Annotated in this window: 13 protein-coding genes; 3 read left to right on the top strand and 10 right to left on the bottom strand. The window is 59.9% G+C overall.

From position 1 onward, the window contains the following. Nucleotides 1–41 precede the first annotated feature (41 nt). From AC0ZWN_RS22000 to AC0ZWN_RS21975, 6 genes are read right to left on the bottom strand one after another with little or no spacing between them, the layout of a single operon-like run. Entirely contained in the window at nucleotides 42–1721 is a 1680-nt protein-coding gene (locus tag AC0ZWN_RS22000; protein ID WP_476336479.1) for an ApeI family dehydratase, read from the bottom strand. Further along, on the bottom strand, nucleotides 1718–2263 hold the full coding sequence (locus tag AC0ZWN_RS21995) for a COG4648 family protein (RefSeq protein WP_476336478.1): 546 nt from the start codon (nucleotides 2261–2263) through the stop codon (nucleotides 1718–1720). The genes AC0ZWN_RS22000 and AC0ZWN_RS21995 overlap by 4 nt, the downstream gene beginning before the upstream one ends. After that, nucleotides 2260–2514 (bottom strand): acyl carrier protein, encoded by a 255-nt coding sequence (locus tag AC0ZWN_RS21990; protein WP_064388843.1) that lies wholly within the window; start codon nucleotides 2512–2514, stop codon nucleotides 2260–2262. Before AC0ZWN_RS21990 ends, AC0ZWN_RS21995 begins: the two co-directional genes overlap by 4 nt. 9 nt (nucleotides 2515–2523) lie before the next feature. After that, nucleotides 2524–2784, bottom strand: a complete 261-nt coding sequence (locus AC0ZWN_RS21985; RefSeq protein WP_320335946.1) for a phosphopantetheine-binding protein — start codon at nucleotides 2782–2784, stop codon at nucleotides 2524–2526. Then, nucleotides 2765–3574 carry a lysophospholipid acyltransferase family protein gene (locus tag AC0ZWN_RS21980; protein WP_476336477.1) on the bottom strand — a complete coding sequence of 270 codons (810 nt, stop codon included), beginning with the start codon at nucleotides 3572–3574 and terminating at the stop codon, nucleotides 2765–2767. The genes AC0ZWN_RS21985 and AC0ZWN_RS21980 overlap by 20 nt, the downstream gene beginning before the upstream one ends. After that, entirely contained in the window at nucleotides 3550–4275 is a 726-nt protein-coding gene (locus tag AC0ZWN_RS21975) for a beta-ketoacyl synthase chain length factor (protein ID WP_095047233.1), read from the bottom strand. Before AC0ZWN_RS21975 ends, AC0ZWN_RS21980 begins: the two co-directional genes overlap by 25 nt. A 356-nt stretch (nucleotides 4276–4631) precedes the next feature. Between AC0ZWN_RS21975 and AC0ZWN_RS21970 the strand changes: the two genes are divergently transcribed. Beyond that, nucleotides 4632–5402, top strand: coding sequence for a ParA family protein (locus AC0ZWN_RS21970; protein ID WP_034152927.1), 771 nt, complete (start codon nucleotides 4632–4634; stop codon nucleotides 5400–5402). Between the two features lie 126 nt (nucleotides 5403–5528). Here the strand turns inward: AC0ZWN_RS21970 and trxC are convergent, their stop codons facing one another. After that, nucleotides 5529–5963, bottom strand: coding sequence for a thioredoxin TrxC (gene trxC / locus AC0ZWN_RS21965; RefSeq protein WP_476336476.1), 435 nt, complete (start codon nucleotides 5961–5963; stop codon nucleotides 5529–5531). Between the two features lie 195 nt (nucleotides 5964–6158). Here trxC and AC0ZWN_RS21960 point away from each other — a divergent pair, with 195 nt between their 5' ends. Together AC0ZWN_RS21960 and AC0ZWN_RS21955 are read left to right on the top strand one after the other, a co-directional pair. Then, nucleotides 6159–6455, top strand: a complete 297-nt coding sequence (locus AC0ZWN_RS21960) for a type II toxin-antitoxin system HigB family toxin (protein ID WP_095047235.1) — start codon at nucleotides 6159–6161, stop codon at nucleotides 6453–6455. Then, nucleotides 6452–6853 carry a helix-turn-helix domain-containing protein gene (locus AC0ZWN_RS21955; protein ID WP_095047236.1) on the top strand — a complete coding sequence of 134 codons (402 nt, stop codon included), beginning with the start codon at nucleotides 6452–6454 and terminating at the stop codon, nucleotides 6851–6853. Before AC0ZWN_RS21960 ends, AC0ZWN_RS21955 begins: the two co-directional genes overlap by 4 nt. 7 nt (nucleotides 6854–6860) lie before the next feature. On the opposite strand, the gene selO is transcribed toward AC0ZWN_RS21955, so the two are convergent. From selO to AC0ZWN_RS21940, 3 genes are read right to left on the bottom strand one after another with little or no spacing between them, the layout of a single operon-like run. Beyond that, nucleotides 6861–8324 (bottom strand): protein adenylyltransferase SelO, encoded by a 1464-nt coding sequence (selO, locus tag AC0ZWN_RS21950; RefSeq protein ID WP_476336474.1) that lies wholly within the window; start codon nucleotides 8322–8324, stop codon nucleotides 6861–6863. Between the two features lie 48 nt (nucleotides 8325–8372). Then, a complete protein-coding gene (gene mscK / locus AC0ZWN_RS21945) occupies nucleotides 8373–11726 on the bottom strand; it encodes a mechanosensitive channel MscK (RefSeq protein WP_476336472.1) in 3354 nt (1117 codons plus the stop codon). 34 nt (nucleotides 11727–11760) lie between these two features. Continuing rightward, nucleotides 11761–13503, bottom strand: coding sequence for a potassium/proton antiporter (locus AC0ZWN_RS21940; protein WP_007909521.1), 1743 nt, complete (start codon nucleotides 13501–13503; stop codon nucleotides 11761–11763). Between the last annotated feature and the right edge of the window lie 184 nt (nucleotides 13504–13687).

Raw genomic sequence — 13687 nt, 5'->3', positions numbered from 1 at the left:
AGTGAGCCTGCTCGCGATTGAGTGCGCAGCACTCACCAAGGTCAATCATGCTCTACACCCACAAGAATCCGCCCACTGGAACAGGTCGCCGTGTCATTGCGATAAGCGAAATACAACTTGCTGCGCTCCGCATCAAAGCGCAGATGCAGCTGAATTTCATCCCCCGGGCGCACCAGTTGCTGGAACTTCAGCACTTCCATCCCGGCAAACGGACCGGTCAGATTGAGCAGTTGGCGACCGAGGTTCAGCGCCCATTCCACCTGCACCACGCCGGGCAATACGGGGGCTTTAGGGAAGTGACCACTGAAATAAGCCAGATCCGGTGGCACGCTCAGTTGCAGACTCCATTCGCCCTCGGTCTCGAGCTGCGACAGCACTTCCGGCGCTTTCGCTCGCGGGGCCATCAGCAGCGCTTCGATATCGGCCTGCGGCAGCTTGCCTTGGCTATTCAACGGCAATTGCCGCACCAGTCGCCAGCGTCGGGGCAGCGCCAGGGCTTCGCAGTGTTGGCGCAAATGCTGGCGCAGGGTTTCGGTCAGACTGCGGCGGCCGTGCTCACGCAAGGCAAACAGGCCCGACTCGCTGAGGACCAACAGAGCACCCAGTGAGGCGCGGTTTTCCTGCACTACGCCGAGACGTGCTTCGGCGATCCAGTCATGGGTCACCAGCGCTTGTTCGAGCATGGGCAGAGAAATGCGTTTTTCTTCGAGTTTGACGATCCGGTCCAGCCGCCCCAACAGTTCAAAACGACCATCGGCGGCGATGCGTGCTGCATCAGCGGTGTGCTCGACGTGTCCGGCAGGCAGGTAAGTTGAAGCGATCAGTAGCGCGCCGTCGCTGTCCTGGCTCAGTTGGACACCGGCGAACGGTTGCCACAGTAGTTGGCCCTGACGCCAGGCAATGCCGCCGGTTTCCGAGCTGCCGAGGATTTCCGTCGGCCATTGCTGCAAGCGTTGCTGCAGACTTTGCGCAGCGTCGAACGGCAACGCACCGCCGGAGGAAAACACCCGGCGCACGGCGCTCAGGGCCGGCCAGTCGAGGTTATCGCCCATGCGTTTGAGCAACGCCGGGCTGGCCACCCACGCAAAGGCCGGATGTTCGCGGCTGGCACGCTGCAAGTCTTCGGGGAACGCCAGTTGCTTGCGCACAAACGGGCGCCCGGCACACAGCGGCCACAGCACGCGAAACAGCAAACCGTAAATATGCTGGGTGGCGACGCTGCCGATGATGCAGGCCTCACCGAGATCCGCGCCCCACAACTGTTCCAGTGCTTCGACCTCGTTGGCCAGTTGGCGCAGGGTTTTGTCGATGCGCTTCGGCTCGCCGCTGGAGCCGGACGTGCACAGGCTGAGGCGGCACTGGTCGAGGTCCAGTGCGGCGCCTGCTAGCGGCGGCTGCTGAACATCGCTCAGTTGCGTGTCATCGGTTTGATCCGTCAGCCACAGGTCGACCTCAGCCGACCAGCGCTGGCGGGTTTGCGCTTGCAGGTCCGAGGGCAGCAGAACACTCACACCTGCACGCCATGCACCTAGCAATGCGATGGCCAGTTCGGCGGCATCTTCCAGGTGCACAGCCAGACGTTTCACGCCTTGCGCTTGCAGACCGGCGGCAACGCTCAGCGCCTGCTCGCACAGTTGCGCATGTTCGAGGGCCGGTGCGTGGCTGATGGCCCGCGCCGGCACAGGCTTGAGCAACAGCTGCTCAAGTTTTATCCAGTTCATGTACGGCCTCTTACCCGTTGTCGTATCAGCCATTCAATGGCAAACATCAGGCCGATCAATCCATAGGAGATCAGGCCGGTGTACAACATCCACCAATTCAGCGGCGCCCACAGGGTCAGCAGGGCGGCGCATAAACCGTTGCAGAAGAAAAACACGCTCCAGGCCACGGTGACCTTGCGCGTATAGCGAATCGCAATATCCGGTAGTTCTGGCTCACGCAAGCGCGCCAGGCGCTCGACCATCGGCGGGCCGTATTTCAGGCTCAGGCTGAACAGCACCAGCATGAAGCCGCTGATCAGCACCGGGTACCAACGCAGCAACAGCGGACTGTCGAACAGCGCCAGCAGCAGGCAAAAGGCGATCGCCACACAGGCCATCCACAGGCTGCCGGGATTGCGCTCGCCGGTCAGTGCCCGCGCCAGCCACAGGCTGCCCAGCAGCAGACCGAACTGCCACGGGGCAAAATGCTCCATGCCGAAATACACCGCAAAGGGGTACAGCAGACCGGCCAGCAGCAGCCCGAGGCCGATCAATCGGCTCATGCGGCCGGTTGAACCAGACGGTAAACCGCCTCGACCACGTCACCGACAGTGCGCACCGATTTGAATTCTTCGGCGGCGATTTTCTTGCCGGTCTGGCGTTTGATGTGATCGATCAGATCGACCGCGTCGATGCTGTCGATTTCCAGATCCTGATACAGGTTGGAGTCCAGGCTAACACGGGCCGGATCCAGTTCGAACAGCTCGACCAAGGCATCGCGCAGGGTGTTGAAAATATCGTCACGAGTTTGCATGGTCCGGTCTCAAGCTGCCTGTTTTGCCGTGACGAACGCCGCAAGGCTCGCCACGTTGGTGAAATGGTTACGGGTGTCTTTGGCGTCGGCATCGATCTTGATGCCGTATTTTTTCTGGATGGCCAGACCCAGTTCCAGCGCGTCGACGGAATCCAGGCCCAGGCCTTCGCCGAACAGTGTTTGCTCGTCTTCGATGTCGTCGACGCTGATGTCTTCGAGGCCGAGGGCGTCGATGATCAGCAGTTTGATGTCACGATTCAGATCGCTCATCTTCGGCGAGCTCCTTAATGAAGTAGGTGTGCAAATAATCGTTGAGCTTGCGCGAGGCTTGTGGTGCAGGGCCTTGCGCGGCGAAGGCTTGTGGGTCTATATCGGCCCCGACGCGAAAACTGAAGTGCACGCGGCGGCTGGGGATCCGGTACCAGGGTTCGGCTTTGGTCAACGTGGTCGGGCTGACCTTGATAATCACCGGCGTGAGGATTTTCGCACCGCGCAGGGCAATCGCCGCAGCGCCCCGATGAAAGGCCGGCGCCTGACCGGGCTGGGTGCGCGTGCCTTCCGGGAAAATGATCAGGGTCTGGCCGTTTTGCAGGGATTGGGCGGCAGCATCGAGCATGTCCATGCTGCCGTCGTTGCTGATGTATTCAGTGCTGCGCAACGGGCCACGGGTGAAGGGGTTTTCCCACAGGCTTTTCTTCACCACGCAATTGGCCTGGCGCACCAGACCGATGAGGAACACCACGTCGATCAGCGACGGGTGATTGGCGATGATCATCTGTCCGGGTCGCCCGAGACGTTCGGCGCCCTGGATGTCATAGGTCAGCACACCGGTGCGGGCCATGAACCGGACGAAAAACCAGAACAGCCGGCTGACGGTCTGCCGCGCGCGTTGGCGATGCGCAACGGCGTCACCGGGCAGGCAAGCCAACAGCGGAAACACCAGCACACGCAGGCACAGCCCGCCAAGCCCGAACAGGGCGAAGCTTGCGGCGGTGGCCAGCAGGCGCCAGTAATAGGCATCGCGGTTTTTTTCGGTCACGGGTTGCGTTGCCAGGTCCATACACGATTTTTCCAGGCATGTTGGCAATGGGTTTGCTGGCCGAGCAGGGTTTGCAACAGATTGAGCGCGTGGGGCCAGTGAGCTTTTGACCGTGTTTCTGTGGTGCTGTTCAGGGTCAGCCGCCAGTCGGTACCGGGGGTGAGCAAAAGGCCGAGTGCGTAGGGAAACGGCACGTCATCGATCCACGCTGAATAGGCTTCGGGCGGTTGTTCTTCGGTGATTACCAACAGCACCGCCGGGGCGCCTTCATTGAGTAGCGCCGCTGCTTCGAGCATGCCGTGCTCAAGGCCGTCGCCGGCCGCGGCGAGGGCGGTCATCTCACTGGTTTCGCCACGCATGATCGACCACAGACCGATGATCGCGTTATGTACGGACAGGCTGAACTGGGTCGGCGACAGCGGCTGTTCGGTCGCCAGATCACTGAGGATGTCGTAAGTCCGTGGGGTTTCACCGTGGCGCGAGACGAACACCAGCGGCAGGCTGTCCCGCCCGTCGGCCAGGGGCCAGCCAACGCTGAACGCCATGCGTGCCAGACGACTGAGGCGGCGGCGCTGCATGGCCGGCAAAAACGACACATCGGGCGCGGCATCACTGCGCTGGAGCACGACCGGTTGTCGGCTCCAGGCCTGCCAGGCGTCCACGCTGTCGAGGCCAGGGGCCCACGCGCGCCATTGGGCGATGTTGAAGTTGATCACGGACATTCATCCCGCCCCTGCAGGCTTTTGTTGACGCGTTGAATCGCCAAAGCCGCAGCAGGCTTGACGTGGCGCTTGGCGCCGGGTGGCGCGCATTATCCCGGTGCGACGAGTGTGTAGCAAATGCTGGTTACATTTTGCGCAACGAAATGTACCGAACGGTTCGCAAGAGAGCTGTCAATTTGCCATTATCCAGATTCCCAGCGGTTTGTCTGTCGGGGATCTCGGCGATCAATGGCGGTTATTGCGCTATCTGTCCGCGGATATTTGCACCTGACTCTGTAGTCCATGTCCATGAAGGTAGCGAAGCGAGGTCGCGCGCATCTACACTCGGTCATTCTTTGATACACGGAGGTTTTGTCATGCGGCGCGTGGTGTTCAATCAGAAAGGTGGGGTAGGCAAGTCCAGCATTGCCTGCAATCTGGCGGCGGTCAGCGCCAGCGAGGGTTATCGCACGCTGTTGGTCGATCTCGATGCCCAGGCCAACTCCACTCAGTATCTGACCGGGCTCACCGGCGACGACATTCCGATGGGTATTGCCGACTTCTTCAAGCAGACCCTGTCTTCCGGGCCGTTCTCGAAGAAGAATCAGGCGGACATCTACGAAACGCCGTTCGACAACCTCCACATCATCACCGCCACGGCGGAGCTGGCCGACCTGCAGCCCAAGCTTGAGGCCAAACACAAGATCAACAAGCTACGGAAGTTGCTTGATGAGCTGTCCGAGGATTACGACCGGATTTACCTTGATACGCCGCCGGCGCTGAATTTTTATGCAGTATCGGCGTTGATTGCTGCCGATCGCGTGCTGATCCCTTTCGATTGCGACAGCTTTTCCCGTCAGGCGCTGTACGGGCTGATCGCGGAGATCGAGGAGTTGAAGGACGACCACAACGAAGGCCTGGAAGTCGAAGGCATTGTGGTCAACCAGTTCCAGGCCCGGGCGAGCCTGCCACAGCAAATTCTCGATGAGCTGATTGCCGAAGGTCTACCGGTGCTGCCGGTGTACCTGACCAGTTCGGTGCGCATGCGCGAATCGCATCAGGCCAGCATGCCGCTGATCCACCTCGACCCGCGCCATAAGCTGACCCAGCAATTCGTCGAACTGCACAACTTGCTCGAAGATCACTGATCTTCTGAGCTACGCAGAACCCTGTAGGAGTGAGCCTGCTCGCGATAGCACCCTTTCAGTCACTCAAGTGTTGGCTGACAGGACGCTATCGCGAGCAGGCTCACTCCTACATTGCTTTACGGTGTGTCAGATGCCTTGGCTACGCAGCCACGCCATCAACTGCGGCAACGGCAACGCGCCACTCTGCCGCGCCATCTCTTTGCCGTTCTTGAACAGAATCAGACTCGGAATCGAGCGAATCCCCAACTGCGCCGACAACTGCTGATTCGCTTCGCTATCAAGCTTGGCCAAGCGGCACTTACCCGCCAACTGCGCCGCCGCTTGCTCGAACACCGGCGCAAACGACTTGCACGGCCCACACCAGTCCGCCCAGACATCCACCAGCAACGGCAGATCACCCTTGATCTGACTGGCGTAATCGCCTTGCTTGAGTTCGAAGGGTTTTTTCAGCAGCACGGCGGATTTGCAGCGTCCGCACTTGGGCTGGTCGGCGAGGCGCTCTGCGGGGATGCGGTTGAGGCCGTTGCAGGAGGGGCAGGGGATGAGGAGTGGGGTGGTCATGAGCGAAATCCGGAATTGAGCTGATAACACCTAGTTGGAGACGTTTGCTCATATTTTCAATCGTGCAGGCTCTCGCGTTGTGCCTAGGCTGAAGACGCAGCAGGCCAATCCATCGGTCTGCCTAGTGTTATCGCAACTTGCGATATTTTTGGTTTGTGATTAACTCCCCATAGCAGAATGCGATAAGGATGTTGCATGCATGTGTTCAGTGAAAAACCCATTCGACAGGCCAAGGAGCAATGGCCACAAGCAGCAAGTGCTCTGGCGCAGTGGTTTCGTTTGGCGAGCAGAATTTATCCAAAGGATTTTTCTGCGATGAAATCGATATTTCCTGCGACCGACAAGGTTGGCGAGTTTCATGTCTTCGATATCGGTGGCAATAAATTGAGACTGATTGCTTTTGTCAGTTACCGCTCTCAGAGACTCTACATAAAGCATGTGATGGATCACCGCGAATATGACCGCGGTAAATGGAAGGAGGGTAGGGTATGAATGCTTTGATTAAAACGGTTGTCGAGCACTGGGAATTTGTCTCTCCAGTGGTTCGGAAACCGAAAAACGAAGACGACTACGATGCTTTGGTATTGGCAGTCGACGAACTGCTGGAAATTACCGGCGATGATGAGTCGCACCCGTTGATGAGCTTGGTCGACATCATCGGTGACTGGATCGAAGAATGGGATCACACCCATCACCCCATGGCCCAGGCAAGTGGCGAAGAGGTTCTCGGTTACATGATGCGTGAGCACGGCCTGACTCAGAGCGACTTGCCGGGTGTTGGTACTCAGTCGGTTGTTTCGGAGATTTTGAACGGCAAGCGCAAGCTTAACTTGCGCCAGATTCGTTGGTTGGCAGAGCGCTTCAATGTGCCAATCGATGTGTTTACCTGATGCTGGTTCAAGACGAACAACTGATCTCCAAATGCTTGCCCCACTCCGGTGGCCGCTCGGCATAAGCCTCCATCCCCGGCTGCTCTTCAAACGGTTTGCTCAGCACTGCATGCAGCCGGCGTACCTCCGAGTAATCCCCTTGCTCTGCCGCATCAATGGCCTTTTGCGCCAGATAGTTGCGCAGGATGTACAGCGGATTGACCGCGTGCATGCGGGTGCGGCGCTGTTCCTGATCGGCGTCGCCATCGCGGGCAACGCGGGCGATGTAGCGTTCGCCCCAGGCGTCAAAGCCCTTGATGTCGACGAAGTCGTCGCGCAAACGGGCGACGGCTTCTACGGCGGACTCTGCACCGAGTCGGCGGAAGAACAGCGTGTAATCAACGCCGCTGTTCTGCATCAATTGCAGCAGGTTTTCCACCAGTGTTTGGTCGTCATCTTCAGCTGTGGTGAGGCCTAAACGGCGGCGCATCAGGTCGAGGTAATGCGCCTGAAACAGCGGCAGATACAAGCCGAGGGTTTCACGCAGGGCTTCAACACTAATGAACGGCGTCAGTGCCTGAGCCAGCGCGCTGAGGTTCCACTGTCCGACCGGCACCTGATTGCTGAACGAGTAACGGCCCTGATCATCCGAATGGTTGCAGATGAAGTTGGTGTCGAAATCGTCGAGAAAGGCGAACGGGCCGAAGTCGAAGGTGATGCCGAGGATCGACATGTTGTCGGTGTTCATTACGCCGTGGCAGAAGCCGTAGGCCTGCCACTTGGCGATCAGCTCGGCGTTGCGCTCGACGATCTCGCGGAACATCGCCAGATACGGTTCCGGCTGTTCCAGGCACTCAGGGAAATGCATCGCCAGAACGTGTTCGCCTAGCTGCTTCTGCTGCTCGGGGCGCTTGGTGTAATAGAGGTATTCGAAATGACCGAAGCGGATATGGCTCGGCGCCAGACGCAGGACCATCGCCGCGCGTTCCTGCTTTTCGCGCCAGACCGGGGTGTCGGAGCCAATCACACAAGCCGCGCGCGACGAAGGAATGTTCAACGCGTACAAGGCTTCGGAAGCAAGGAATTCACGGATCGACGAACGGAGTACCGCTCGGCCATCGCCCATGCGCGAAAACGGCGTTTGCCCGGCGCCCTTCAGGTGCAGGTCCCAATGCTCGCCGGCCGCGTTGTACACCTCGCCCAACAACAGACCACGGCCATCGCCCAGTTGCGGCGTGTAGCCGCCGAACTGATGTCCGGAATAGACCATTGCCCGCGGTTCGGCATCAGCCCACAGCTTGTGGCCGCCAAACAGTTCGGCAAATTCCTGAGTTTCGGCTGCGGCCGGATCGAGATCGAGTAAGGCCAGGGCCGCCGGGCTGGCGGCGACCAGACGTGGATTATCGATCGGCTCAGGCAGCACATGGGCGGAGAACGCATCGCCCAGGCGGGCGAAGCGATTGTCGAAGGTCAGTTCGTCGAGGGCTTTCAAGGGCCGGCTCCAGCAGAATGTCCGAGCATTCTGCTGGGAATAAACCGGTTAGTCGAGTTTGGCCGGCGGTGGCTCTTGCAGCGGTTTCTGATCGTCGGCGATCGGCACGATGGTTTTGGTTTCCGGCTCGATCGGCACCATCTTGTATTCCTGACCGTGAAGGTTCTTCAGGTAAACCTCCATCTGGCGGAACGAGATGTTGATGTGCTGCTTCTTGAACTCACGGTTGATGAAGCGGTTGACCTCATCAAGCACCGGGTTGCGGTCACCGAGGTCGCGCACGTGCATGCGCAACTCGTGGTCGAGGGTGCTTTCGCCGAAGTTGAGGAAGTACACGTGCGGCTCAGGCTCTTTGAGTACACGCGGGTTCTCGCGGGCAGCCTTGAGCAGCAGCTCCTTGACCAGATCCAGATCGGAGCCGTAGTCGACGCCAAGTTTCAGCGTCACGCGGGTGATGGTGTCGGTCAGCGACCAGTTGATCAGTTGCCCGGTAATGAACGTCTTGTTCGGGACAATGATGTCCTTGCGGTCGAAGTCGGTGATGGTCGTGGCGCGGATGCGGATCTTGCTCACCGTGCCCGACAGGTTGCCGATGGTGATGGTGTCACCGATCCGCACCGGGCGTTCGAACAGAATCATGATGCCGGAGATGAAGTTCGCAAAGATCTCCTGCATACCGAAACCGAGGCCCACCGACAGCGCCGCCACCAGCCATTGCAACTTGTCCCAGCTGACGCCGAGGGTCGACAGGGTCGAGACGAAGCCGACACCGGCGATCACATACGACAGCAACGTCGTGGTTGCGTAGGCACTGCCCTGAGCCAGATTGAGCTTGGACAGCACGAATACTTCGAGCAGACCGGGCAAGTTGCGCGCGAGGGCGAAAGTGATGCCGATGATGATCAGCGCGCCGAGCATGTCGCCGATGCTGATCGGCACCATGCTCATGTTGGCGCCGGTGCCGCTGGTGTATTCGTAGAGGGTGATGTTGTCGAGGTACGAGAACACCGAAATCAGGTCCGACCAGACCCAGTACAGCGCCGCGATGAAGCCGCCGAGCAGGGCCAGACGGATCAGGCGCAGGGACTGTTCGTTGACCTTTTCGATGTCCAGCGTCGGCTCTTCGATCACCGCTTCGCCGTCGCCGGCCTCTTTCGCCGCTTGCCGTTTGGCCAGGGCACGCTGGTAGGCCAGACGTCGCGCGGCAACGCTCAGACCGCGCACGAAGGTGGCTTCGATCACCAGCCAGAACATCAGCAGGTACAGGGTGTTGATCAAGCGGTCGCTGAGCTTCAGCGCGGTGTAGTAGTAGCCGAAGCACACCGCCACGAACAACGCGATCGGCAGCAAGGTGAACATCACGCCGACGGCTTTGCGGAACAGCGAAGTGTTTTCGTGGGCCGGGCTGCTGATCAGCAGGCGGCTCAGCAGCCAGGCCATCAGGGCATAGCAGGTCAGCACCACCGGCATGCCGAGCACGTCGTCTGCCAGTGCGGCCGGCTGCAATTCGGCGACGGCAACAATGGTCACCAGCGCCATGACCACCAGGCCTAGTCGACGGATCCAGCCTTGCAGGAACTCGACCTGCGGCTTTTCCCAACGGAAGTGCAGTTCCGCCACGCCGCCCGGCGCCAGAATCCGGTAAGCGGTGTAGAACACCAGCCACGCCTGACCCATTTGCAGCAAAGCCGCGCCCATATTGGCGTTCTGTCCACGGGCATCGATTTGCAACGCCAGACCGCAGAGCGCCAAGCCCAGCGCCACCGGCATCGCCAGCAGAATATTGATCAGGATCGCCTGCGGGGTGTGCCATTGGCTGTCACGCTTGAAGTGACCGATGTCCTGGTGAACCTTGTTAAGCCGCGCGTACAGATTCTTGCGCCGCCACAGCAGGGCGCCGATCAACAAGGCCAAGGGCAGGAACAGCAACGGTCGCTGAGTCAGGCCGTCAGTCAGTTCACTGAGGCTGGATGCCCATGGCAAGGTGTCGACCTGACGTTTCAGGCGCTCCGGCACCGCGCGCATCCATTCCAGATCCAGCGGCTTGTTGCTTGGAATCCAGAACATCTGCTCATCGAGCGTCGCACGCAGACCCTGCGCGGTGCTCAGCAATTGTTTCTGATTGAGTTGCAGGGTGATCGACTCGTTGAGCATGGCGCTCAGTTCGCGGTTCAGCCGCTCCAGCAGATCGGCGCGGGTGTTGGCCAGATCCAGCAGGTTTTTGCGCAATTGCGGGGTGACCTGCTCCGGCGGCTGCGTCGATAGCAGGTTGTCGACATAGGCGACGGGATTACTCAGTTGCTCACGCTGCTGGCTGACGTCGAATTGCCACAAGCGAATGTCGGCGATCTGATCGGCCAGATCGCGGTCGACCTTGAGGCGCGGCAGGGCTTGTTTCTGCTTATAGAGAATCTTCGACAGCAGCAGGCTGCCCTTGAGCACGCTGATCTGCTCGTCCAGCGCTGAATCGCTTTGGGTCAGGCTGTCGAGCTGTTGTTTGGTCTGCAGATTCTGCTGGGTGACTTCGTTGAGGCGGTCAGTGCTTTTGAGCAGATAGTCGGAGAGCTTGAGGTTCGCCGTGCTTTCGATGGCCAGCAGACTGCTGCTCCCCGCCTTCTGCGCTTCGATCGACTGTTGGGTAACGGTTTCCTGCGACTGCGCCAGACGCTTCTGGTTGATCAGGGTTTGCAGTTCCTGGATCTCGCGGTCGAGGCGGTCGGACTTCTCCGATAGCAAGTCATGCTGAGCATTGCCCAGATCCTGCAACTGGCTGTTGCCGGCCAGCTCCTGACGACGCAGCGGAATCAGCGCATTCAGCGCCGCCAGTTCGGCGTTCAACTGGTCGCGCTGCTCGGCGGTGACGGTTTTACCCGCGTCCTTGCCGGATTTGAGGATGTTGTTGATCTGCTGGATGCGCGTCTGGCTGGCGGATATCTCCGCTTGCGCGCGCTCGGGGCGAGTCTGCGCAGTGATGATCAGGCTGTTAGCGTCGGCGAGGGCTTTTTGCAGGTCACTTTGCTGAGTCGAGCGATCGGTGAGGATTTGCTCCAGTTGCTGAATCGACTCCTTGGGAAAACGCTGCGCCACCGACACCACCGCATTGGCTTTGAGGCGGGCCAGCTCGCGGGTGTTTTCAATGGTCTGCTTGGGGGCGGTCGCCAGTTGCTGCTTGAGATCGATCAGTTTCTGTTCGTAATCACGCTGATTGTTCAACTGATTGAGCGTGTTCTGCAGGACGGTCTGCAGGGTCTTTTTATCGGCATCCGGCAGTTTGCTGTCGGCGAGTTTGTCCAGGCTGGCCTGCACGGCGTCGCTGGACGGCGGTTCGGCGGCGTAAAGCGGGCCGACAGTGAGACTCAGGCCCAGCAGGGCCGCGACGAAAAAGGAGCGCAGGGTAGGCATAGAGACCGGTCAAGCAAGTGATAGTGGACGCAGTTTAGAGGAAGAGCCCGGGGCCCGGGCGACTTCCTTCGGGGAATCTGACGCCCACTTTGCCGATCTTGTTCCCGTCCATGACCGCAACCGTCCAGTGAGTGTTGTTCCACTCCACTTGGTCACCAACGATCGGTGCACCACCGACCTTGTGGGCAATGAACGCGCCCAGGGTCATGTCCGGATCGATGCCCTCGGCCGGCAGGCCATACAGCGCTGCAACCGCTTTAAGCTGGGCGTCTCCTTCGAGTACGAAATCGCCGAAGAAACGCAGATCGAGGCCGCGTTGCGGCGCCTGGCTGAACAGTTTTCCGAGGGCGCCAAGGTTGTGTTCATGGCCGATAACGCACAGTAAATCATCGACTTCCAGCACTGTACTACCCGACGGATGGAGCAGTTGCTGGCCACGAAACAGCGCAGCGATACGTGTACCTTCGGGCATTTTCAGTTCGCGCAGGGGCGAACCGATGCACCATTTCTCCGCGCCCAGCTTGTACACGAACAGCTCCCACTCGCTGGTGACGTGGACTTCCAGCGCTGCGCGGGAAATCGGCGCCGGCTCTGGCGGCACGGTCACCTTCAACAGCTTGGCGACCCACGGCAGGCTCGTACCTTGCACCAGCAGTGACACCAGCACGATGAAGAAGGCGAGGTTGAAGTACAGCTGCGCATTCGGCAGCCCGGCCATCAGCGGGAACACCGCGAGAATGATCGGCACCGCGCCGCGCAGGCCAACCCAGGAAATAAAGGCTTTTTCACGCCCATGGAACGCTTTGAACGGCAGCAGGCCGACCATCACCGACAGCGGTCGCGCAAACAGAATCATCCACAGCGCCAGACCGAGAGCGGGCAGGGCGATCGGCAGCAAATCATGCGGCGTCACCAGCAGCCCCAGCACCAGGAACATACCGATCTGCGCCAGCCACGCCATGCCGTCGAGCATATGCAGAATGCCGTGACGGCTGCGCACCGGACGGTTGCCGATCACCAGCCCGCACAAATAAACCGCGAGGAAGCCGCTGCCATGCAGGGCGTTGGTCAGGGCGAATACCACCAGACCGCCAGCGATCACCAGAATCGGATACAGGCCCGCCGCCAGATTGATCCGGTTGACCAGTTGCAACATCAACCAACCGCCACCGAGACCGATCACGCCACCGATGCCGAACTCGCGGATCAGGTGGGTCAGCAGGCTCCAGTGCAAACCGGTCTGGCCGCTGGCGAGCATGTCGATCAGGGTCACGGTGAGAAACACCGCCATCGGGTCGTTGCTGCCGGATTCGATTTCCAGACTGGCGGTCACCCGCTCGTTCAGGCCTTTGCCGCCGAGCAGCGAGAACACCGCTGCGGCGTCGGTCGAGCCAACGATGGCACCGATCAGCAGGCCTTGAATCAGATTGAGATCGAACAGCCACGCGGCGGCCATGCCGGTCAGCCCGGTGGTGATCAACACCCCGACCGTGGCCAGCGACAACGCCGGCCATAACGCCACGCGGAAACTCGACACCCGCGTGCGCAAACCACCGTCGAGGAGGATCACCGCCAGGGCGAGGTTGCCGACCAGATAGGCCGTGGGGTAGTTATCGAAGATGATCCCGCCGCCATCAACCCCGGCGGCCATGCCGACCGCAAGAATAATGACCAGAATCGGGATGCCGAGGCGGGAAGAGAGTGAGCTGACGAGAATGCTTGCACCTACCAGCAACGCGCCGATCAAGAACAGGCTGTTGATGGTCGTCGCATTCAAAGGCAGTACTCCAGAAGCGTAAAGACGGGCACAAACTGACCATGCAGTCTGCGTGCCAGCGATTCTAACCTGTTGAAATGTGATGCTGTCAAAAAGGTTTTTGCGCTGGGGGATTCGAGGTTTGGGTTCGACTGTCGGTTGCTGCCCTCACCCTAGCCCTCTCCCGGAGGGAGAGGGGACTGAT

Source organism: Pseudomonas sp. 3B-A001-10F, from assembly GCF_056313565.1.
The sequence above is the reverse complement of the archived record's forward strand: the minus strand, read 5'-3'. Positions and strand labels throughout refer to the sequence as shown.